Annotated in this window: 18 protein-coding genes; 7 read left to right on the forward strand and 11 right to left on the reverse strand. The window is 38.4% G+C overall.

Annotated elements, in window-relative coordinates; genetic code table 11:
• Positions 1–48: 48 nt before the first annotated feature.
• Together HNP81_RS09110 and HNP81_RS09115 are read right to left on the reverse strand one after the other, a co-directional pair.
• Positions 49–1,143 (reverse strand): toxic anion resistance protein, encoded by a 1,095-nt coding sequence (locus HNP81_RS09110; RefSeq protein ID WP_182502393.1) that lies wholly within the window; start codon positions 1,141–1,143, stop codon positions 49–51.
• Positions 1,144–1,282: 139 nt separating this feature from the next.
• Entirely contained in the window at positions 1,283–2,905 is a 1,623-nt protein-coding gene (locus HNP81_RS09115) for a YceG family protein (protein ID WP_182502394.1), read from the reverse strand.
• A 291-nt stretch (positions 2,906–3,196) separates the two neighbouring features.
• On the opposite strand from HNP81_RS09115, the gene HNP81_RS09120 reads away from it, so the two are divergent.
• Complete coding sequence (locus HNP81_RS09120; protein WP_281384494.1) at positions 3,197–4,495, forward strand: VWA domain-containing protein; 1,299 nt, start codon at positions 3,197–3,199, stop codon at positions 4,493–4,495.
• A gap of 432 nt (positions 4,496–4,927) precedes the next feature.
• On the opposite strand, the gene larA is transcribed toward HNP81_RS09120, so the two are convergent.
• The 3 genes from larA to HNP81_RS09135 form a co-directional block, all read right to left on the reverse strand.
• A complete protein-coding gene (gene larA, locus HNP81_RS09125; RefSeq protein ID WP_182502396.1) occupies positions 4,928–6,190 on the reverse strand; it encodes a nickel-dependent lactate racemase in 1,263 nt (420 codons plus the stop codon).
• 242 nt (positions 6,191–6,432) lie between these two features.
• Positions 6,433–7,557, reverse strand: coding sequence for a 2-keto-3-deoxygluconate permease (locus tag HNP81_RS09130; RefSeq protein WP_182502397.1), 1,125 nt, complete (start codon positions 7,555–7,557; stop codon positions 6,433–6,435).
• 15 nt (positions 7,558–7,572) lie between these two features.
• Positions 7,573–8,715: a glycerate kinase gene (locus HNP81_RS09135; RefSeq protein WP_182502398.1), complete on the reverse strand. Its 1,143-nt coding sequence runs from the start codon at positions 8,713–8,715 to the stop codon at positions 7,573–7,575.
• A gap of 152 nt (positions 8,716–8,867) precedes the next feature.
• Between HNP81_RS09135 and HNP81_RS09140 the strand changes: the two genes are divergently transcribed.
• Positions 8,868–9,959 carry a CdaR family transcriptional regulator gene (locus tag HNP81_RS09140; protein WP_034300169.1) on the forward strand — a complete coding sequence of 364 codons (1,092 nt, stop codon included), beginning with the start codon at positions 8,868–8,870 and terminating at the stop codon, positions 9,957–9,959.
• Positions 9,960–10,490: 531 nt separating this feature from the next.
• Here HNP81_RS09140 and HNP81_RS09145 read toward each other — a convergent pair.
• On the reverse strand, positions 10,491–11,531 hold the full coding sequence (locus tag HNP81_RS09145; RefSeq protein ID WP_182502399.1) for an ATP-grasp domain-containing protein: 1,041 nt from the start codon (positions 11,529–11,531) through the stop codon (positions 10,491–10,493).
• Positions 11,532–12,151: 620 nt separating this feature from the next.
• Here HNP81_RS09145 and HNP81_RS09150 point away from each other — a divergent pair.
• The 4 genes from HNP81_RS09150 to HNP81_RS09165 all read left to right on the forward strand — a co-directional run bounded on the left by HNP81_RS09150 (position 12,152) and on the right by HNP81_RS09165 (position 14,305).
• Complete coding sequence (locus HNP81_RS09150) at positions 12,152–12,628, forward strand: DUF2975 domain-containing protein (protein WP_182502400.1); 477 nt, start codon at positions 12,152–12,154, stop codon at positions 12,626–12,628.
• A gap of 10 nt (positions 12,629–12,638) precedes the next feature.
• On the forward strand, positions 12,639–12,860 hold the full coding sequence (locus tag HNP81_RS09155) for a helix-turn-helix domain-containing protein (protein WP_182502401.1): 222 nt from the start codon (positions 12,639–12,641) through the stop codon (positions 12,858–12,860).
• Positions 12,861–12,970: 110 nt separating this feature from the next.
• Positions 12,971–13,762, forward strand: coding sequence for a DUF817 domain-containing protein (locus HNP81_RS09160; RefSeq protein WP_182502402.1), 792 nt, complete (start codon positions 12,971–12,973; stop codon positions 13,760–13,762).
• 399 nt (positions 13,763–14,161) lie between these two features.
• Entirely contained in the window at positions 14,162–14,305 is a 144-nt protein-coding gene (locus tag HNP81_RS09165; protein ID WP_182502403.1) for a hypothetical protein, read from the forward strand.
• A gap of 113 nt (positions 14,306–14,418) precedes the next feature.
• Here HNP81_RS09165 and HNP81_RS09170 read toward each other — a convergent pair whose 3' ends face one another.
• From HNP81_RS09170 to HNP81_RS09180, 3 genes are all read right to left on the reverse strand, one after another.
• On the reverse strand, positions 14,419–15,786 hold the full coding sequence (locus tag HNP81_RS09170; RefSeq protein WP_182502404.1) for an FAD-dependent oxidoreductase: 1,368 nt from the start codon (positions 15,784–15,786) through the stop codon (positions 14,419–14,421).
• A gap of 364 nt (positions 15,787–16,150) precedes the next feature.
• The gene (locus tag HNP81_RS09175; protein WP_182502405.1) at positions 16,151–17,944 is read right to left on the reverse strand and encodes an ABC transporter ATP-binding protein; all 1,794 of its coding nucleotides are present in this window, start codon (positions 17,942–17,944) and stop codon (positions 16,151–16,153) included.
• On the reverse strand, positions 17,916–19,664 hold the full coding sequence (locus HNP81_RS09180; protein WP_182502406.1) for an ABC transporter ATP-binding protein: 1,749 nt from the start codon (positions 19,662–19,664) through the stop codon (positions 17,916–17,918). The genes HNP81_RS09175 and HNP81_RS09180 overlap by 29 nt, the downstream gene beginning before the upstream one ends.
• Positions 19,665–20,272: 608 nt before the next feature.
• Between HNP81_RS09180 and HNP81_RS09185 the strand changes: the two genes are divergently transcribed.
• Positions 20,273–20,830, forward strand: a complete 558-nt coding sequence (locus tag HNP81_RS09185; protein ID WP_028389829.1) for a nitroreductase family protein — start codon at positions 20,273–20,275, stop codon at positions 20,828–20,830.
• Between the two features lie 55 nt (positions 20,831–20,885).
• On the opposite strand, the gene HNP81_RS09190 is transcribed toward HNP81_RS09185, so the two are convergent.
• Complete coding sequence (locus HNP81_RS09190; protein ID WP_246399290.1) at positions 20,886–21,866, reverse strand: sensor histidine kinase; 981 nt, start codon at positions 21,864–21,866, stop codon at positions 20,886–20,888.
• 14 nt (positions 21,867–21,880) lie between these two features.
• Positions 21,881–22,579 (reverse strand): LytR/AlgR family response regulator transcription factor, encoded by a 699-nt coding sequence (locus HNP81_RS09195; protein ID WP_028389827.1) that lies wholly within the window; start codon positions 22,577–22,579, stop codon positions 21,881–21,883.
• Positions 22,580–22,666 lie beyond the last annotated feature (87 nt).

A 22,666-nucleotide genomic window follows, 5' to 3' on the forward strand; every position in this document is an offset into this window, starting at 1 on the left:
TAATATAATTCTATCATCATTCTTCCAATCGAACAAATAATAATACTCTTAACTTTTTAATTGTCTTGCTTGAAAGTTTTCCCTAAGTTCAATTAAACGTTTTGTTCCTTCTTCACGCGTCCGTTTGTTTTCATCTTCAATTTTCTTTGTTTCTTCTAATCCATTAATAATAATGTTCCACGATTCTTCAATCGTCTCAATTTTAATGCTTGGTGCTCCAGCAAGTCGTGCAATCTCTGCGCTTTGTGAAGAAATATTTTGTGCATTTCTCACAAGCATTTCATTTGTCCTGCGATCTAGCTCGCTCATTGAATCAGCAACTAGCTTTTGACGTTTTGCAGATACTGCCTGGATTAATCCGTTTTTGAAGATTGGGATGGTTGTAACGAAGGCAGAATTGATTTTCCCAATTAGCTTCGTATTTCCTCTTTGAAGCAATCGGATTTGTGGTGCTGTCTGCAACGCAACCATCTTTGCCATTTCTAAGTCATATACCCGTTGTTCAAGCGTTTCAATACCATTTCGCAGTGTTTCTAATTCCATCGCTGCAATCTGGTCTCCTTGTGCTGCCCTTTCCTCGTATTGTGGCAGTAATGTTGCTTTCAATTCCTCTGCCTTCATCGCACCCGCAACACTGTATTTTTCAAGCGCTAAATAATAATTGAAGTTTTGTTCATACATTTGTTCCAACGTGTTTGTTGATGTCACCATTTCATTTTGATACTTGGAAATTTCAACGTAAATCTTATCAATTTCGCCGCCCATTGTTTGATATTTTCCAAAAATCTTTTCAATCATTTTCTCGCCTTTATTGAACAATTTGCTAAACAGACCTTTTTTCTCTTCGGCAAAATCCTTCCGATCAAACTGATCCATAACCTTACCAAGCTGCTTTAATAGCTCACTGGAATCTTCCATTGAACTAGCCTTCATCGTCCCTAAAATACGGTCTGAGAACTTCGAAATCTCAACAGCCGGCTCTTTCCCAAATTCCAACACTGAAATTTGATTTTTTACATCAATCTGCTGAACCAACTTCTGCACTTCGGGTTCCTGACGAAGCTTGAGCTTAATTTCTTCTGTTTTATTAAGTGACAGCTGATTCGTGTTCTCATCAAGTATTTCTGTACTATTAACTTGCATGCTTTATCCCTCTTTCTTATGTATTTTATATGGAAAAGGGGCCGGGGTTCGCAAAATCAACTCAGCACCGCCACCTTCATTAGGTGATACAGTTTATAGAACCTAAACCTTATTAACGTTTTAGTTTTAGAACAGGCGCTTATGGATCTTTTTTAAAAAAACGGCGCCATATCGGTATTTTCGGTTCTTTATATTCGTAATTGAACTCAAACTGGTCCATTAAATGGACATCATAGTGTTGATCATCAATATATAGCTCTATATCTCTAAGTCCTGATGGATTGAGGAGAATAATATCAAACCCCAACTCATTTAACAAAAGCAATAACGCAGCATCGGACCGTGCTAGTCCATTCCCAGAACTACTATTATATAAAACGATTCTCGGAACGAACTGTGGATAATCAAATTTAAGTAATAAATTAACAATTGACTCAGGTAAGACAGTCAGCTGTGTAAATAAATATAATTTGAGATCCTCCGTCGACTCATGGGGCTCACGAAGAAGCTTAGGATTCGCACAAACTCTTGAAATTCCAGCAGCAAGCGCCTCTTGAACACCAAGTGGCAATTGCTTTAATTTCCACCATACACTATTGATCATTTTTTTAGAATCCAATACACCATTATCTAAAAGTGCATGTTGATAATGATAGAGGAAATTGCCGTTGATGCTGTTTGTAAAAGGAAAGTAACGGATAAATAGCGATAAGTCGCCACCCTTTAACTCCTCGACTTTCCCCCAATATTCACTTCTATTCGCTGTCACCCCGGATACCTTCGCAAATAGGGAAGGTATATGCATTTCATTTCCTTCGATTTTAAAATTCGGTCTAATGAACGCTCTTTCCCTGCTCATTAAAAATAATTCATCATACGTTGTTTTAAGTGTGATGGATACAGGGAAATGGGAACGATACTGCCAAGGCTTGAATATAGGTGTCTCTTCAGTGTGTAAAATCCTCTCAATTTCCTTAGAAGCCTGATACGCAACCGTTGCCTTGCGTACCGGCCGCTGTGTCGGAAAAGGTCTTGGCTCTTTTTTTACGGAAAATTCCTGAACAATCATGTGCTTTCGCTCTGGATCTAATTGTTTGAAAATATCAGATCCGAGTGGATGGAATATTAATAAATCAAAGCCTAACTTTTGAATAAATGATAAGAAATAAAGTTCACTTTTCGTTGCGTCGCCATACCATAAAACAACCGGAACCTCTCCTCCATCCAGTTTACTAAGGATTACATCAACATGGTTCCAAAGCCATTTAATTAAATCACTTATTACCCTGCGAAAGTCAGGATGTCGCAACCCAAAATCATGTTGTTCGACAAATTGGGCTAATGTTTTATTAAAACTTTCACGTATATGTCGATGGATCGAAGTATCTTCATGAGACGGAATAAGCTGTCTCCCTTCAAGAAAAGCGATAAATCGATTAACGGAAAGCTGTTCACTTTGGTTTATTTGTAGCACATCTTGTAGTGCGTGAAATTTATCGGGATCATTTTCTTTGTTTAAACGACCATTCCAGACGTATACATGAGGGTTTTCGGATAATGTAAATAATGTAAGATAATAGTCATCCTCATCTCGGGGAATACCTAAGAAACGAGCCGCTACTTGCCCAAAGCTAATGAAGTGTTCACCGCTTTGGTGATTATCTCTTTCTGAGCGTTTCTTTTCGATTAATTGTTTCCATTCATCCTCTGTAAAATCGATCAATACCGGATTGATCTTTGCGTATTGACCAAATGCACCCACTGACAAATCTCCTTTCAAAGAAAAGCGCTAAGCTCTTTGTTCAACCTACGCATGCCTGTCTATCGGATGGCACGACTTAAGGGGTCTAGGCTGTCAAAAATTCCATAAAAACTCTTGTATCTATTATAACGTATTTGCCAGCAAAAGGTTTCATTGAAGTTTCAGACTTTTGGACATATTTGTATCAACAAAATACCTGTTTCGGGTACAATAACGTGAAACTTTAATCACCTGGGATCTTACTGCCTGTTAATGCGGGATTAAAATATAGATATTGAAGGATGTGTTTGATTGCTTACTTTAGTTAAAGGTCAGAGGTTGAATTTGAGCAAACAATACCCTCTCACGAAAAAATGGCGCATTACCGTCGCTTGGGATATTTCCGATCCTTATGATCGTAACCAATATGATGTAGATGTATCCGTATTTATGTTAAATGAACAGCGGAAAATCCCGCTCGAAGAATACTTTATCTTTTATAACCAGCTAGAATCTCCGGACAAGTCCCTAATCATGGCCAGCCAGATGCCAAACAATGCCGAACAACAAATTACAATTCATCTTCCCTACATAAAGGATGATATTCATGAAATTCTATTTGTCGTGACCATACATGATGCTGTTGAAAAGAATCAGAGTTTCCAGCAGTTTCGTTCCATCCATATGACTATTGAAGACTTTAACACAAATAAAACACTCTTTACCTTTACTGAAAAGCAGTTTTATGGCGAAACAGCCTTTGAACTAGGAAAAATTTACAAGAAGGATGGAGCATGGCGTTTTAATCCAGTAGGTAGAGGATATAATGCCGGGCTTCAGGAATTCTTAGATCTTTATTATGAAGAAACAGTAGAAGCACCGGAAGCCACTCCCGAACCGGTTCAAATAATCGAACCCATCAAGCTAACAAGTTTCGACCTGCTTAAGAAAAAGGTCGATATTGTGTTAGAGAAAAAGGCACTGCAGAAAGGAATTGCACGTGTAGGGGTAGTCCTTGATATATCAGGGTCTATGCGCAGGCTTTATCAAAGCGGAACCGTTCAAAGTGTTTTAGAGAGGCTGCTTGCACTGGCAACACGCTTTGATGATAACGGCATTTTAGACGTGTGGATATACGACAATGAATTTACACGAATGCCTTCGATTACCGAAATCGACTTCACCGATTATATCGAGCGCGAAATCCTCGGTAATCCATCTGTAAAAAAATTCGGTGCCAACAATGAACCGCCTGTTATGAGAGATGTATTACAAAAATACTTTGTTGAGGAAAAAAGTAAACTACCAGTTTATTTAATTTTCATTAATGACGGTGGCGTGAAAAAGGCAAGTCGTAAACATGACAATGTTCCAAGAGTACTAATCGAATCCGCTCATCAGCCATTGTTCTGGCAATTCGTCGGAATTGGAAACGGAAATTTTGACGTCCTTAAGAAACTTGATGAATTAGAAGGAAGGTTCATCGATAACGCAAACTTCTTTCAAATTGTTGACATCGAAAATGAAAGTGATGAGGAGCTATATAATAAATTACTCAATGAATTCCCGTTTTGGATGAAAGAAGCAAAAAGCAAGCGTGTAATTCATTAAGTGCAATAAAGAGATAGAGGAGTTTAGAGAGAAACACTGGTCTTGATATGTGCTTCAACCACTTTTCAAGCGAGATTTAAGTTTTGGGCGCATGAACCACTTTTGTTGTCTTTCCGATAGGCTGTTTTCACATACTTTGTTGCTTTTCAATCATTTTTACACTAATAACCCGGGTTGATTTCCGTTGCAGGTACTCGCTTTCCGCGGGCGGTCTCAGAAGCCTCCTCAGTGCTTTGCACTTGCGGGGTCTCCCTCAACACGCTTTTCCCGCAGGAGTCTCGCACCTTCCACTACAATCAACATCTGTTCGAATTGGTTTCTTGCTAAAAACAACAATCTTTACGAAAAGAGCCTTACGATAAAAACATATTATATGTAGTAATTACTGGGGATGTTATAGGACATCCCCTTTATTCCTCTCCCCGACTCACTTTACTCTTCTACATAAGGTATCGTTAATGGACCCAAAGGCAAGACAGCTATCGACATATCCTCACCATAAAGCTGTTTTAATTCCTCTAGCGTTTGTTCAATATTATCCGTGCTTTTTAGCATGGCACCCTTCACTTGCTCATCCGTAAGTTTTGAATAAACATATACATCTGCCCACACTTGTATAACCGCCTGTTTTTGAACTTGCCATTGATCAAACATCTTAAAATCAGGACTGCTTATTAAATCTAATAGCTCTTGAGGACTTTTTGCCATGTCAAAAATCTTCGCATAGTTACCATGGCTTGGAAGCCCATCGGAACATTCGGAAGCAATAATAATAGCTCCCCCTTTTTTCACGATTTTTTGCGCGGCGCTCATCCCCTTTACCGCTTGATAAAGATTCTGATCAAGAGGGTAGCCTGAATTTGATGTAATAACTACATCAAATCGCTCAGCACACTGTATCATCGCATGTTCCTTAACAAACGCGCACCCTTTGTCATGCGCTTCATACAATTCACCAGCAAATACAGCTGTTATTTCTTTATCTTTATTTAATGTGACGTTCAACATGAAGTCTGGTTTGCACATTTGATTTATTTCACGCGTCATTTCTTGGACAGGATTGTTCTCCATATTCCCCCATGTAGAAAGGGGATCCCCGATCATCCTTGCATTATGAAATGTCATGATTGTCTCTATCCCAGCAATCCCCGGCATGATGCCTTTAGGCCCCCCAGAAAACCCAGCAAAAAAATGGGGTTCAATAAAACCAGTTACAATCCGAAAATCAGCTTCGACATACTCTTTGTTTAAATAAACATCACACCCAAACTTACTCTGACCCAAATTAACTAAAGTTGCTTTATCATGGCAATTATTATTGATGATGCGAATATTATCTACGACCCATTCGCCAAGCATCGAAACAAACTCTTCCCTCGTTTGATCCCGATGAGTACCAGTGCCGTTTATGATAACAAAATTCTCTAATGGAACATGGTTCAATTCCTCAATCAGCCAAGGAACTAGTTTATGATTAGGTGTAGGTCTTGTAATATCACTGATAACGATTGCAATAGTATCCGTCGCTTTAACAGTTTCCTTAAGGGAACAAGCGCCTATTGGATTTCTAAGAGCATGTGTAACCGCCTCTTTTTCTTCCTCAATTCCAGGTAGATGGTTTGGCTCAACCAAGAATACATCATCAGGTAAATCAAGTAACAATCCTTCTTTTCCATACAATATATTTGTTTTCATATCCATTTCCTTTCCAATAAAGATTAATAGATACAGGGTGTTAACACTCAACCATTAATAGTTGAAACGCCTAAGCCGAATCGAATAAGGTAATGTGAGCGTAGCAGAACAGATTCGAATGACGAATGGATCTATGTAATAGGGATTCGAAGTACCCGAACCAAAGAATCAGACCTCACAACTACTATATATCCATATATATCGTGTATAGAATGCGAGGTCTGCCCCTTTTAAATAGCCTCTTAATTGATAGATGAAGGTGTTGCTGGGTCGATGTCATTATTTGGGTTTATATCTTCAATCGTACCATCGATACCACGTTTCTTTTGATATTTATCTACTAAAATAACAGCGATTGGACATAAAATAGCTGTCGTTAAAGTAGCGATTGAGATTTGCGCGGTAGCAACGTTTACTATACTTGCATAGCCAGCAGCCTCCACATCACTCATCATGCCAGAACTTGCTGCAACTGCTGATGCAGCAGCTATCGCTGCCGGTGTAGCTGCTGCATTTCCTGCTGTCGATGCTTCAGCAACAGGACCAATATAACTTTTTTCTTTGAATAACTTGAATACAAGAATACCAGTCGTAGCTGTAAGTACAGTTGTTAAAATACCGATTGTAAGACCCGCAGCTACAACGGATGGGTTGAAGAAATTAGCAAGGTTCATCCCCGCCCCTAAAGCAAAAGCGAAGAATGGAACAGGCAGGATTTCTCCCGGCTTTAAAAAGGCTCGGATTTCAGGATCTAAATTACCAAGTAACATTCCTAAACCAATTGGTAGTAAAACTGCGATAAATGCAATGATTGGGAAACTAGAGCCTAATAAACCTAAAGACATAAGAGTGAGGAATGGACCATCGTTTAAAGATAGAACCGACACTGCGCCAACATCCGAACGATTTCCATACTGACCCGTCAAGGCTACATACATTCCACCGTTTCCATTTGTCATAGCGGCAATAATAGCCAATGTAGACAACCCAAGAATTCCATCCATTGGATCGAAAAAGATTCCAAATAGTAGTCCTATTGCAAGTCCAGTTAAATATTTTGAAGAAGTGAGCAAGACGCCTTTCTTAAGTGCTCGTCCCCCTACTTTCAAGTTCATCTGGCTTCCAGCACAGAAAAGGAAAAGTGCAATTAATACAAGAGAACCATTTTTAAATAATGCCTCCGAAAACCCACCGATTCTTAGAAATTCATAAAACCCCTCTGGTGTTTGAGCAACCCCGAGCTTCTTCAAGAAATTCATGACAAAAGGAATATGCATTTGATCAACTGTGTTTAATAGCGCTCCAAATAATAGAGGAACAACCATTAACCCACCCGGAACTTTTTCTATCGCTTTTTTGATTTTCATATGCCAAACCTCCCTTTAATTCTGTAATTGATGATTAAAAAAGGTGCGAGCAACTTGCTCTGAACAATGTTCTACTAATTCATCTGCACGTTCCATTGCTTCATTTAGCTTCATCGGTTTATTAATAATACTGTTCACACTCACTACTCCAAATTGATATAAAGTTTCAACACCTTGCCCAATAGAACCTGCTAGAATAATAGTGGGAATCCCTAGTCCTTTAGCAGCTTGAGCTACTCCCATTGGTGTCTTTCCTGATGCAGTTTGATAGTCAACTTGACCCTCTCCTGTAATGACAAGATCTGCACCAACAAGAGCTTGCTCTAATTTTGTATATTCAATGACAATGTCAATCCCACGTCTCATTTCAGCAGGGAAAAATGCTTGGTATGCGCCTCCAAGACCTCCAGCTGCACCAGCTCCTTGTAAATCATGCAGATGGATACCTGTCACTTTTTCAACTTCATTTGCCCAATGCGTTAAACATTGATCCAATATTTTCACATCTTCTATCGTCGCACCCTTTTGTGGGCCAAAAACAGAAGAAGCTCCATCTGGTCCGATTAAAGGATTTTGTACATCAGAAGCTATGAGGAATTTCATACCTTTAATTCTTTTATCAAATCCACTAATGTCGATAGAGTTTATCCGGGCTAATTCAGCTCCACCAAAGGAAATCTCCTTCCCTTCTTCATCTAAAAGCTTCAGCCCTAGAGCCTGTAGCATCCCAGCCCCTCCATCATTCGTAGCAGAGCCGCCTATTGCCAAAATGAAAGATTGAAACCCATCATCTAATGCTTGCTTAATTAATTCTCCAGTTCCATAAGTAGTTGCAAGTCTTGGATTAAGCTTGTCAGAGGTGATGTGTGCAAGCCCTGATGCGGACGCCATTTCAATGACACATGTTTCACCATTCCCTAATATTCCGTATTCAGCTTCCACACTTTCACCAAGTGGTCCTGTAACAGATACACTCCTTTTGCTACCGCCTGTAGCTACAACCAATGTCTCCATCGTCCCTTCACCACCATCACCTATAGGTAGCAAAACAGTTTCTGCAGCAGGAAAAGCCCTTTTAATGCCTTTTTTGATAGAGATAGATGCTTCTACTGCACTTAAACTACCTTTAAATGAATCTGGTGCTATAACGATTTTCATAATACCCCTCCTCCCTTAAATAGAAAACGTTTTCATTTTTTTCTAAATAAATTATACCTGAACTTGACTCTTGAAAGCTTCATGTTTAACGTATAAAATACAAGGCTTATTTTCCGAATATTTTGTAAGGAGTAACTAAAAACGGAGGAATTATGTTAACAAGGAGTATAGCTCAGACAATTGTTAAAGAAACTTCAATACGACTTAACCGGAATATTAATATTATGAATGATTCTGGTATTATCATCGCTTCCCGAGATGTTGAAAGAATTGATGATATTCACGAAGGAGCACTTCAGGTTTTAAAAAGCGGCCAGACACTAATAATTCCTACTAATCAAAGTGTCACTTGGAAAGGTTCTCACCCTGGTATCAACCTCCCTATTGTTTTTCACGACAAGATCGTTGGCGTCATCGGTATTACAGGTAATCCCGATGACATGGCTGATTTAGGGGAATTAGTAAAGATGACAACGGAGTTAATGATAAAAGCTGAATACATGGCTTCCCAGATGGAATGGAAGAAACGAACGAAAGAAATGGTAATTGAAGAATTATTGAAACTCAATCCATCCTTTGATCATATTCGTCGTGGACTTAATTTACTCGGCAATACATTTCATCCTCCATATAATACCGTTGTCATTCAAATGGCTGAAGGTACGATTACAAATCATATTGTTGTAGAAAAGATCGAAGAAATACTAGGTGAGAAAAACGGAATTGTTGGTTTTATTAACACCAATCGTATCCTTTTGGCTTTTTCCAACCAAGAACAAACGCAGGTCGATAAAAAGCTGAAGAAAATTTATCACACACTAAAAAAACTGCAGCTAACATTTCGCCTAGCCTTCAGCATCCCGTTTGATTCTCTAAATATGTTTAATCAATCTTATCAAGATTGTGATTTAGCACTTGCGATCAGTCATCCTTCTAAAGATATGATCGCTTTTGCTGACGTTGAGCTCAAAGTTTTAATTCATCATCTTAATCGCTATGATTCTGAACGGTTTTACCAAAGAGTTATGACGAAAACACTCATAAAATATACCGACACACTTGAAAGCTTTTTTAAAAATAACTTTAACATCCAACAAACTGCCGATGAACTATTTATCCATAGAAACACCTTGATTTATCGCTTGAAGAAAATCGAAGAGGAAACCGGTTATAATCCTAAACACTTCAAGGATGCCATCACTTTACAGCTTGCTATTTGGATATCAAATAAACAAAGTGGATAGTATTTACTGACTCCCTACAGTAAATGATGAATCGTCCTCTCTTGTTGAAGCAACATGAAGAGGGTGTCCCTAAAGGTTCTGACCTTTCGTTTTGGGATACCCTCCTCTTCTTAATAAAAGACTGGTTTCGTATACTTTGTTGCTTTTAACTTATATTTACACCACTACCCTGGTTTGCTTTTCGTTATAGGTACTTGCTTTCCGCGGGCGGTGTCAGGGGCCTTGCGTATCAACTACAATAAACATCTGCTCGAATTGGTTTCTGGTAAAAACAACACTCTTTACGAAAGGCTGTTTTCACATACTTTGTTGCTTTTCAATCATTTTTACACTAATAACCCGGGTTGATTTCCGTTGCAGGTACTCGCTTTCCGCGGGCGGTCTCAGAAGCCTCCTCAGTGCTTTGCACTTGCGGGGTCTCCCTCAACACGCTTTTCCCGCAGGAGTCTCGCACCTTCCACTACAATCAACATCTGTTCGAATTGGTTTCTTGCTAAAAACAACAATCTTTACGAAAAGAGCTTTATTATATTAGATAGCTTTTTTGATCTGCCCCTCTGCCAGAATAACTGCATTCTCAATATGGGTAGCTCTTATATCGAATACCGGCTTCTCTACTTGTACCTCACCTGTTAATAACAATTTCACGGCAAGATAAGGGAAGTTTACACCTGAAAGCGTTGAAATATGTAAACCGCCTGACATACGTGGGTTAATTTCTAAAAGCTTCGGAACGCCTTGATTATATTTTACTTGTACATTGTACACGTACGGAATGTTGTATATATCATGAATTGACTGGGCTAGTTGAAGAAGCTCAGGTACTTCCTCTAACTCGCGTATTCTTCCCCCTGCTTTTTTGCGAGGCACCGCTGCAAGAAGTTCTCCTCCATGAGCCAGACAATCAATACTATATTCAAAATCAGCCAAATACTCCAATACCATTAATGATTGAAAAGAAGGTTCTGATGCCAAAATTTTATATGCTTCAGTAAATGAAATTTTATGTGATAGATTACCAAATAATTCTTTCAATCCATCCTCTTCATTTTTAATTACTCTGAACCCTTCGCCACCCCTACCGTCAACAGGTTTTACGCAGACTGTTTTCCCAATGCTATGTAATTGTTGATACGCTTTTGCAAATTGCTCAGCGGTTGTTACAATATGATAGTCCGGTATAAATTTTGCTAATCCGTTTTTCTTAAAGGATTCATAGAGCTTGCCCTTATCCGACATTGTCTCCATCAACAAATAATCATCAATTACTAAGACACGCGTCCCTACTTCATCGAATCGATTGAGCTGTTTCGAAATTTCCAATGCGTGCTGATACGGTATGAATACATTGATTTGATTCTTTTTACAAAAATCAACACAATATTGAACATACGCTTCACCATCTATTTCAGGCTCCGTTTCTGAATGGTCACACACGTGAAAATACACCGTATTTGGATTAGAATGCGTCCCAAAAATCTCGAACTCCATCCCATCAGGATTATTTTTTATTGCTTCAATAAAATGATACGCTGTCGAAAACCAGCGATTGAACCAAATTCTTTTTTTCATTTAAACATGTCCTCTCTTACACTAATTAGGCATCATTATGTTTTAGTTTTGCCAATTTTACAATAATTCATTCTATAATTTCCTAATAATTCCCCTAACCTCTAGTGATCAGCCTTTTTTCATCATCAATACATTTTTATTAAGCTCCATAACCTATCTGTATTATTATTGAATTCCTCGACACTGGACTTATTTCAACGAATGATAATAAGTGTGAGGATGAATAAGATGAATAATCAAGTTATAAATTGAATGGTTAAAGTTATCGAGCATTTCTTTGTAATGAGAAATGCTTTTTTATCTTTTTTTAGGGCTATGTTAAAGCTCATTGTTGATTTAAGAACTTTGTAGATTGGAGCTGAAGGTGTGAGACTCCTGCTTAGAAAACCGAGTCAAAGGGAGACCCCGCAGGCGCACTGCGCCGAGGAGGCACCCGGACCGCCCGCGGAAAGCGAACGCCTGAAGCGGAAATCAACAAGTAAGTTTAACAGAGCCTTTTTTAAAATGAAAAGGATATTTATATAACAATAAGAATACAATATAAAACAACAATATTTTATTGTAAAACGATAAAACATATGATAAAGTCATATCGATAATAAATAAGTGAGGTGCTTTTTATGAAACGAGGGTCAACACTATTTTTAAAGGTGGCTGTTTTTCTTATTGGAACTCCAGTTCTTGCTTTGTGTATATTTGGGTTGCCTTGGTTAGCTAAGAATCCAGTAAATCCAGATTATGCCCATATACTATATCCCATTTTAATAGGTATTTATGTATCAGTGATACCGTTTTTCGTTGCATTGTATCAGGCTTTTAACCTTTTAAGCTATATTGACAAGAACCAATCTTTCTCTGAATTGTCTGTTAAATCTCTAAAGAATATCAAATTCTGTGCACTGACAATCAGTGGTTTATATGTCGTAATTATGCCATTTGTTTATCTCGTAGCAGAGCTAGACGATGCACCAGGTCTCATCATAATCGGAATGGTTCCTATCTTTGCTTCAATGGTGATCGCAGTCTTTGCTGCTGTTCTTCAAAGACTTTTACAAGAAGCAATTGATATAAAATCGGAAAATGACTTAATAGTCTGAGGTGAAAACAATGGCAATTATAATCAATATTGATGTGATGCTGGCTAAAAGGAAAATGAGTGTTACAGAACTTTCTGAGAGGGTTGGAATAACGATGGCTAATCTTTCTATATTGAAAAACGGGAAGGCAAAAGCGATTAGGCTTTCAACTTTAGAGGCAATTTGCAAAGCATTAGAATGTCAACCCGGAGATATTTTAGAATACCGAAGTGATGAAGACGCCCAAGATTAATATAGCCAACATTCAAAGGAAAGGTTTCTTTTTCCATTATTTATATAAATCAAATTCAAAAAAGGGGAGCTACGCATGTATATAACCATTCAAAAATGGAGGAACAAATCGTGAGATCACTAAAACAACTCGTTCGTTTCGGATGGGAGCAGGCCCTATCATGTTTGTTTCCTGTCGTTATTTTTGCCTCTTTGGCTTTTACAAAATTCATGCCACTTCCCTTCCTACCACGTTATGACTGGATGCTTATCATCTGCCTTCTGATGCAGTGGTGGATGGTGCGTTCTGGACTTGAAACACGGGATGAACTAAAGGTTATCACATTGTTCCACCTTATTGGACTTGCTCTTGAACTTTTCAAGGTACATATGGGTTCCTGGTCTTATCCAGAGGAAGGATATTTCAAAATTTTTGGAGTGCCTTTATATAGCGGATTCATGTACGCAAGTGTAGCGAGTTATCTTTGCCAGGCGTGGAGGAGGTTGAAGGTTGAACTGGTTAAGTGGCCTCCATTTTTGGTAGTTGTACCTCTTGCAGCTGCGATTTATTTGAATTTTTTCACCCACCATTATTGGATTGACGTCCGATTTTGGTTATCAGGACTTGTAATTATCATCTTTTGGCAATCATGGGTCACATACGAGGTCGATGGAACTCGTTACCGTATGCCACTTGCACTTTCTTTTGTACTCATCGGATTTTTTATTTGGATAGCCGAAAATATCGCAACGTTCTTTGGGGCTTGGGAATATCCAAACCAAACCGATGCATGGAGTCTCGTTCATCTAGGAAAGGTCAGTTCATGGCTCTTATTAGTGATTGTTAGCTTTCTTATTGTAGCGACGTTAAAGCAGGTTAAGGGAAAAAATTCTACTAGGATAGATACTAGTCAATTTTTATAAATAGGCTGTTTTCACATACTTTGTTGCTTTTCAATCATTTTTCACTAATAACCCGGGTTGATTTCCGTTGCAGGTACTCGCTTTCCGCGGGCGGTCTCAGAAGCCTCCTCAGTGCTTTGCACTTGCGGGGTCTCCCTCAACACGCTTTTCCCGCAGGAGTCTCGCACCTTCCACTACAATCAACATCTGTTCGAATTGGTTTCTTGCTAAAACAACAATCTTTACGTAAAGAGCCTATAAATATTAAGAGCCCTCTTAGTATGGAATTCGACTTTTTTTTTAGTTGAGGTTCTCCTAACGTACAAAATTCCGAAGTAGATAAATTGTAAAAAGCAACGTTCGAATTGAACTGCCCCGTAAATGTTAGACATTACAACTAACATTTACGGGGTGTTCTTTATGGCTAAATTTACAGTGGAAAAGAAATTAGAAGTCGTTCAAAAATATTTAAATAATGACGGTGGTAATAGAATCCTTGGTGAAATCTATGGAACCACTCAATACAATAAAAAAATGGGTTTTACAGTATCAATATCATGGTGAGGGAGGTCTTATTAAAAAATATACAAATGAGGCAATACCCGTTTAATAAAAGTTGTATTCTTTGCCTATATAGAGAAGATGGCAAATCGGAGCTTACCGCTTCTTTTAATTAACTATACAAGTTCATCAAACAAGTAATTAAGGCTTTCGGACATGGATGGATGCGTATAGATTTGATTTTTCAATGTATAATAAGTATCTTTCGTATCCATATTGTATTTGATTAAATTAATGATTTCATACGATTCTGCACAAAAAAGTGCTGCACCCAAAATTTTATCTGAGTCTTTCTCAACAATTACTTGTAACATTCCTTCAGTTTCACCTATTAATTTCGCTCTAGGAATATCAGCAGCTGCCAAAGTAAACAGATCGAAGTTCAAACTTTTCTCTTTTGCTTCTTTTTCAGTCAAACCAATTCTTGATAGAGGCGGGTCAATAAATACCGAATAAGGTAGATGTCCTCTTTTCTCTTTGTCATATTCTTTTCCCCCAGTTAATTGATCTGCTACGATTCGGTAATCATCTAAGGAAACATACGTAAATTGCGGTCCTCCCTTCACATCACCGATCGCAAAGACATGAGGTGTAGATGTTCGCAACTGATGATTGACAACAATTTCTTGTCGTTCACCCGTTTTTACGCCTGCTTTATCTAACTGTAAACCCTCGGTGTATGGTTTTCGACCTGTAGCCAGTAATATAGCATCAGATTGAAAAATTTTTTCAGAGTTTTCATTCGTAAACTCTATAACCAATTGATCTCCTTCTACTTTTTTACTTTGTGCTTGTAGATAGATTTCGATCCCTTTCTTTTCTAAAGCCTCTCGAACAACTTTAGCTACATTTTCATCTTCTTTTGGCAGAAAAGTGTCCCCGCGATCAAAAATACAGACTTTGGAGCCAAAGTCAGCATACATTGATGCAAATTCTAAGCTAATATATCCACCGCCAATAATGGATAAAGTTTTCGGCAATCTTTCTTCATTAAGAAGTGTGTCGCTCGTATATACAACCGGATTATTCTTTATACCAGCAATATCAGGAAGAACTGGCGTTGCACCTGTATTAATAATAATCGTTTCCGCTTTTAGTTGAATCATTCCATTTTCTTGTTCAACAGAAAGAGTATGTTCATCAACAAATGAAGCAAATCCATCGATAACTTCTACCACTTCCGGTTGATTCACTTTTTTAAAGCTACCAAGACGCAATTTATCAATAAACTCCTTCTTTCTTGCCATTACCGAAGCGTATGCCTTTGCTTTTTCGCCCCACTCTTGATTTTTTCGAGATTGTAATTTTTTCGCCTCATGAATCAAATATTTGGTCGGGATACAAGCTACATTAATGCATGTCCCTCCATACATTTTTTTCGATTTTTCAACTACCGCAATTTTCTTCCCTCGTTTACCAAGAAAGGAAGCCAATGTCTTCCCGCCTTTACCGAATCCGATTATAACTACATCATATTGTTTCAATGAAACTCTCTCCTTTCCTCACACTCTTATTACTATTCCCCGAAAAATCAGAACCAAAAATTCAATTGGGTATTCTAAATTAGGTTTTCTCCCGAACTTTCTACAAGTACTACGTCACCGTGACATCCTTTCAGCCCTCTAATCATTCCTATTCCTCATTACCCACATCCCCCATGAATAAACGATTCATTTACTTAACATGCATGCTTTTTATTGGAGTTAGAAGCATGAAACGTATAAAAAAGGAGTGTCCCAAAGCAAAAAGTCAGACCCTACAACAACTAAATCAGTAAAAAGTGTATTAAACACTTCTTACTGATTTAGTTTGCGAGGTCTGACCTTTCTCGGATACCCTATTCACAAATTAGTTTGCCGTGTCTTCCAGTTGTCGGTTGTAGAGTCCATAGTAAAATCCTTTTTCCAGAAGCAGTGAGCTATGTGAGCCTTTTTCAATAATTGCACCGTCTTTTAATACAAGGATTTGGTTTGCTTTTTGAATCGTATTCAAACGATGCGCAATAACGATACTAGTTCTTCCCTTCATCAATTGTTGCAGGGCTTCTTGGATTTTCACTTCCGTAATCGTATCAATACTGCTAGTAGCTTCGTCTAAGATCAAAATGATGGGATCAGCCAAAATAGCTCGGGCAATAGAAAGGAGCTGCCGTTGTCCTTGGCTGATTCCGCTTCCGTTTTGCAAAAGCTGTGTATTATATTGATTCGGGAGCTTCATGATGAACGAATGGGCATTCGCCTGTTTAGCTGCGTTCATCACTTCCTCGTCTGTTGCATCCAGTCTACCGTAGCGGATATTTTCTATGATCGTTCCTTGGAACAAGAAAGAGTCTTGTAAAACAAAACCCATATGCCGGCGTAGGCTCGACCGTGTTACATGTTGAATATCATGTCCATCAACAAGTATGCTGCCATTGTCTGGATCATAGAAGCGCGATAATAATTGAATAAGTGTTGTTTTCCCTGCACCAGTTGGACCTACAAGTGCAATCGTTTCGCCTGTGGATACGCGAAAACTAACATTACGTACAGTATTCTCTGACTTTCCATAAGAAAAAGAAACAGACTGAAAGGAAATATGGCCTTCTACATCTTTCAGCTCTTCTGCATCAATCTCGTCCCGTTCTTCTGTCTCTTCATCTAAAATTTCAAATACACGTTCAGCTCCTGCAACAGCAGATAACAACGTATTGAATTGGTTAGCTAAATCATTTAATGGACGGGTAAATTGCCTAGAATACTCGGTAAAAATCACGATAGTCCCAATGGAAATTTGACCTTTTAATGCCAAATACCCGCCAATTCCAGCAACAATTGCGAAGCTTAAGTTATTAAGCATATTCATTAGTTTCGGAATAAACCCTGAATAGGCTTGAGCCAGAAAACCTGATTGCTTCAGTTTTTTACTTCGTTCAATAAAGTTCTCAATCACTTTATCTTCCTGTGAAAAAGTTTTCACGATTCGCTGTCCGGAAATCGTTTCCTCAATAAATCCATTTAAGGAGCCTAGATTTTGTTGTTGTTCTTTAAATAATTTCCCTGTCCGTCCTGTAATCCATCTCATTCCATAAAACATGATGGGAACAATAATGAGCGTTAACAATGTTAATAATGGACTAAGCCACAGCATGACCGCTATTGTCCCACTCAACGTAAGTACACTTGAAAAGATCTGAACGACCGAGCTGTTCAATGTCGAACTGACATTTTCGATATCATTGGTCACTCGACTCATTAGTTCGCCATGCTTACGGCGATCGAAAAATGGAATCGACAGTTTATGCAAGTGCCAGAAAAGCTGTTTTCTCATTTGATAAACGGTTTCTTGGGCAATACCGATCATCCAGTAGTTTTGCAGCCAGATGGATAACGAGTAAAACACGTATACCAATAGTAAACCTACAAGCATCATCGTTAGTCCACTAAACTTTTTCTTTACAATAAATTCGTCAATCGAGACGCCTACTAAATAAGGACCAAGCAGTCCCAACCCAGAGCTAACTACGACCATAAATAGGACGAGAAACAGCATTGTTTTATTCTTTGCCAGAAAGACCCAAATTCGTTTAATCGTTCCTAGCCAATCTTTCAGCTTTACTTTTGATTTCATATCATTATGATGAGCGGGAGGCACTCTTTTCATCGTTCAGCCCCTCCTTTCCCATTTGAGACAGCACTATCTGCTGATATAATGAATGACTCGCGACAAGTTGTTCGTGTGAGCCTTTTGCAATCAGTTCTCCTTCTTCAAGCAGTAAGATTTGATTTGCTTCCTTAGCGGTACTCACCTTTTGTGTTATGATCAATGTCGTGCATGTATAGGTTTTCAGCGCATTCAAGAGCCTAGCTTCTGTTTTTAAATCCAACGCACTTGTACTATCATCTAAAAGCAGTATTTTGGGCTTTCTAACTAACGCACGGGCAATGGCTAAGCGCTGCTTTTGCCCGCCGGAAAGATTGACCCCTTTTTGACCAAGTGGCGTGTCATATTGATTCGTAAGTTTCGAAACCGTTTCATGAATTTGCGCATCTTTGGCAGCAGCAATGATTTCCGATAAACTCGCATCATCTTTTCCCCATGCGATATTATCTTTAATCGATCCTGAAAAGAGCAGAGCCTCCTGTGGGACAAAGCCGATATTTTTCCGCAATATATCTAGCTTCACGGTTGTAATATCCTCACCATCGATTGTAATTTGTCCTTGGTCAACATCAAATAGCCGTGGAATCAATTGAAATAGCGATGTTTTTCCCGAACCAGTAGCCCCCATAATGGCAATCGTTTCTCCTGCTCTGGCCGTAAAGGTAATATCCCTTAAAGCATCTGTTTCCGCTGTTGGATATCGGAATGAAACACCCTTAAATGTGATCTCTCCGCTATGAATCTCATTTCCTCTGCTTTCTTCTTTTGAATCAAGTAAATCTACTTCTGTGTCCAATACATCGTTAATTCGACTTGCGGATGCTTGAGCACGGGAAATGGACATAATCAGCCAAGATAAGACAGATAACGATGCTGTGATTCTTGTCGCATAGTTAACAATAGCAACCACTTCTCCAACTTGAACATTACCAGTGGCAATCATCTTTTGCCCGAACCACAGAATTATGATAAGTCCCAGATTCATGACAAGTAAAAGAATCGGTGTCGATGTTTCGATAAATCGTAGTGAAGATGCTGTTTTCTTTTTTAATGCAAAACTTGCCTCATTAAATCGACTTGCTTCATGTTCTCTACGTAAAAAAGCTTTAATAAGGCGGATTCCGGTTAAATTCTCTTGCATGACACCATTTACGTCATCCAGCTTCTCTTGAACGAATCGAAACATGACAGATGCCCGCTTCATTACCAAGGCTAAGAAAAAGATGAGCACGGGAATTGTAATTAAGAGGACTAGTGCCAATTTCCAGTTAATAAGCAGAGCCATTACGGTGCCGAGAATGATGAGTAACGGGGCACGGAGCATGATTCTCATTGCCATAAACACAGTATTCTGCAATACTGTAACATCATTCGTCATCCTAGTAATCAATGAAGACGTTGGATATTTCGTTAAGTTGGTGAAAGAAAACGCTTGTACTTTCTTAAACAAATGACTTCGAATGTCATAGCCAAAACTTTGGCTCACATGTGACGCAGCAAATGAGTTAATGATTCCACCAATAAAGGAGAAGATAGAAATCCCCACCATTACACTTCCCCATTTGATGACAACGGATAGATTCTCTTTCATAATGCCATCATCAATAATTTTTGCCATTAACAGTGGTTGCAGCAACTCCACACCTAATTCAGCCAGCATAAGGAAAAGAGCGAGCGTCGCCATCATTCGATAAGGCTTTAAATACGAATAAATCTTCATACACTTCACCATGCTTTCCTTTCTTAAAATTTCTATGTAGAAGTAAACCAGAGCTATGGAAAAAACTGATCTGAATTGCATTATACAAGCTTGTAGTAAATAACTATTTAGTAAAACGAAAGATAGATTCTTTTATCATACAATTATATTGAATATTTTTAAATAGTCTGAACTATACTTCATCATCCTTCTTTTAACTTCAAAAAACGAATAAATTTTCTATAAAACCCTTGACTTATTTAATAAAATAAGAGAAGATTTAATTGATAATGATTTTCAATATCATTATTAACTTCTGAATCTCGAAAAATTATGCATTTAGCATAATAGATTGCTTATATGGTGAGCCTACTTATTAGTAGCCACTATAGATGAGTTGCTGATTCCCATATGTGTTTTCATGCTAAAAATAACTAGAATATTGCCCCCTCTTTATTCCAGATGTTTTTTTACCCCCTACTTATAAGCACATATGGGATCAGCGTTTTTTTTGAATATTTATCAAATTCTATATATACTACAAGTAATATACATATAAATAGAAGTGCTTTCTAGAGCAATCAAACACAAATTTTCAATCACCATTTAGATGAAGGAGCCTATTAAAAATGAGCTTATCGACCATTATTAAAGAGAGACGTACAGTGAAACGCTATAAAGATACACCGGTTTCTGTGGAATTGATTCAAGATTTGCTAGATACGGCCATTTGGGCGCCAAACCACAAGATGACGCAGCCTTGGCGGTTCATCTTAGTGCAAGGAGACAGCCTCGCCACTTTAGCTGAAGCAGCTCGTGACGCAGCCATTGCTAAGGAAAAAGATCCTGCAAAAAAAGAAGCTGCAGGGCAGCGTGAGTATAATAAAATCAGTACCCCTCCTTCCATTCTGCTTGCAGTTATGAAGGAAGATCCTAACCCTGTTACCCGTGAAGAAGATTTTGCTGCCATAAGTTGTGTGATACATAATTTCACATTATTAGCATGGGAACAAGGACTCGGAACATTTTGGGCAACTTATGCCACGATTTTTGCTAAGCAATTCCGGGAGGCTTGTGGTGTACAGCCTGGAGAGAAAATAGTTGGTAGCATTCACCTTGGCTATCCGGACGTGATTCCAAACCCTCGTGAGCGCAAATCAATTGAAGAGATTTTTACTATTTTATAGTTTAAAAAGGGTAAACGCTAACACGCGCTTACCCTTTTTTGAACGACAAAACACCTTAACGGATTGCCGGGATTTTGATTTTCACCGTAAACTCTTCTTCTTTATATACAAAGTCCAGGAAGCCATGATGTTCCTTAATAACATCATGAATCAATTTAGTTCCTAGCCCTTCATGCTCACCTGTTTTTGTCGTTTTTCCAAACGTTTCAAACAGCGAATCTAAAATGGACGTAGGAATCGGATTACTATGATTCTTGCAAATTAAGAGATATAACCCACTTCTTTTATAAAATTGTAGACTAAGCAAAGCTTGTTCGTTATGTTCATTTTGCCATTCTACACAAGCATCAAGACTGTTGGATAAAAGATTGCCAATTAGTGTGACGATCTCTTTATCTGACAATGGCAATGTTGACAACGGCAAATCCAAATCATAGACGACCGAGATTCCAGCCTCCTGTGCTCGTCGATACATTTGATGCAGTATTCCCGCAACCATTCCTTTCTCTCCTTTAATCGACAGATTCGTTTCTTTATATCCATCGACTAAATCATCTAAATAAGCCTTAGCTTCTCGATTCTGTTCTTTCTCCAGCATAAAGTGAATCGCCGAAACATGCTTAAGGAAATCATGCCGTTCACTGCGGACCACACGAAACGTTTCATTAAAGTGAGCACGTTCTTCTTCAAATCGCTTTGCCTCTTCTAACAATTCAGCAACTTTCTTCGTGTGTTCTTGTCTTACTATTTCAATGACGATAAATAATAGAAACGGAATTAGATAAATGAACGAAGGCTTTATAATTATATAAATAGGAAGCAACAACAGCTGCATAACCAGCAACAACCCATTCATACGTATTCCTAAATTTGATACTTGAATGAACGTCTTTTTATAGAAGAAATACATGATGACTATTACGAGTAAACAAGATATATAAATCGGAATTTCCCAAGAAGATAACTTCAAAAGCGCATGCACATGAACAATCCCAAGCATCGATACGAGTCCCCAATACACCAGAAACGATTTCAAGTCTTCTCCATCCTTTAAAAATAATGATTTTGTAAAAAATCGACCTTTTCCTTCGTAATCATCGCCTGCTCTTCCATACCTTCAAAGATGACAATATAGGAATTTTTCGCATAGAGCGAGAAGTTCTTCACATAGTGAATATTAATGATAAATGACCGGTGGGAGCGAAGGAAATCACGCTCTCTTAATTCACCTTCTAATTCATTAAGAGTTTGATACGTTTTTATCGGACCTGACTTCGTGTGAATCGTCGTGGAACGCCCTGATCTCTCGATAAAGACAATATCTTTCTTTTGAATAATATGTATATCATTTTTTTGCTTTAAGTACAGCCTACCCGCAATTTCAGCCGATTTAGATTTTTCCATTAACCGCTCAATCGATTTGATTAGCCTGTCCTTCGAATAAGGCTTCATAATATAGTCGTGTACATTCAATTCAAAGGCGTGCACTGCATATCCGCTCGTACCTGTAACGAAAATGACCGAGATGTCTAAGGCATGAGAATGAATAATATCCGCCAGCTCATAGCCAGATAAATTTGGCATCTCAATATCCGCAATCAATAAATCAATCGATTCCTTCTTGATCTGTTCATACGCTTCTTCCGCCGAAACAGTTGAGAAAACAACCTCAACACCCGAAATTCCTTGCACAATGGCAAGCAATTTATCTAAATCGATCCTACGATCATCTACAAGACCAATCTTCATACAATCACCCTCATTTGCCTGTTGCTTCTTCTATTTTACCATCTCAACATGGAAAAATGACCTTTTCGCGACAATAAATGGTATTTT

Origin of the sequence: Peribacillus huizhouensis, assembly GCF_014138605.1 — a bacterium.
GTDB classification, from domain to species: domain Bacteria; phylum Bacillota; class Bacilli; order Bacillales; family DSM-1321; genus Peribacillus; species Peribacillus huizhouensis.

What these genes read in the sequence shown, in the direction of transcription:
- HNP81_RS09110 (WP_182502393.1), bottom strand. Translation starts at nt 1,143, where the DNA reads ATGCAAGTTAATAGTACAGAAATACTTGATGAGAACACGAATCAGCTG.
- larA (WP_182502396.1), bottom strand. Translation starts at nt 6,190, where the DNA reads ATGAAAACAAATATATTGTATGGAAAAGAAGGATTGTTACTTGATTTA.
- HNP81_RS09130 (WP_182502397.1), bottom strand. Translation starts at nt 7,557, where the DNA reads ATGAAAATCAAAAAAGCGATAGAAAAAGTTCCGGGTGGGTTAATGGTT.
- HNP81_RS09135 (WP_182502398.1), bottom strand. Translation starts at nt 8,715, where the DNA reads ATGAAAATCGTTATAGCACCAGATTCATTTAAAGGTAGTTTAAGTGCA.
- HNP81_RS09140 (WP_034300169.1), top strand. Translation starts at nt 8,868, where the DNA reads ATGTTAACAAGGAGTATAGCTCAGACAATTGTTAAAGAAACTTCAATA.
- HNP81_RS09145 (WP_182502399.1), bottom strand. Translation starts at nt 11,531, where the DNA reads ATGAAAAAAAGAATTTGGTTCAATCGCTGGTTTTCGACAGCGTATCAT.
- HNP81_RS09150 (WP_182502400.1), top strand. Translation starts at nt 12,152, where the DNA reads ATGAAACGAGGGTCAACACTATTTTTAAAGGTGGCTGTTTTTCTTATT.
- HNP81_RS09155 (WP_182502401.1), top strand. Translation starts at nt 12,639, where the DNA reads ATGGCAATTATAATCAATATTGATGTGATGCTGGCTAAAAGGAAAATG.
- HNP81_RS09165 (WP_182502403.1), top strand. Translation starts at nt 14,162, where the DNA reads ATGGCTAAATTTACAGTGGAAAAGAAATTAGAAGTCGTTCAAAAATAT.
- HNP81_RS09175 (WP_182502405.1), bottom strand. Translation starts at nt 17,944, where the DNA reads ATGAAAAGAGTGCCTCCCGCTCATCATAATGATATGAAATCAAAAGTA.
- HNP81_RS09180 (WP_182502406.1), bottom strand. Translation starts at nt 19,664, where the DNA reads ATGAAGATTTATTCGTATTTAAAGCCTTATCGAATGATGGCGACGCTC.
- HNP81_RS09185 (WP_028389829.1), top strand. Translation starts at nt 20,273, where the DNA reads ATGAGCTTATCGACCATTATTAAAGAGAGACGTACAGTGAAACGCTAT.
- HNP81_RS09195 (WP_028389827.1), bottom strand. Translation starts at nt 22,579, where the DNA reads ATGAAGATTGGTCTTGTAGATGATCGTAGGATCGATTTAGATAAATTG.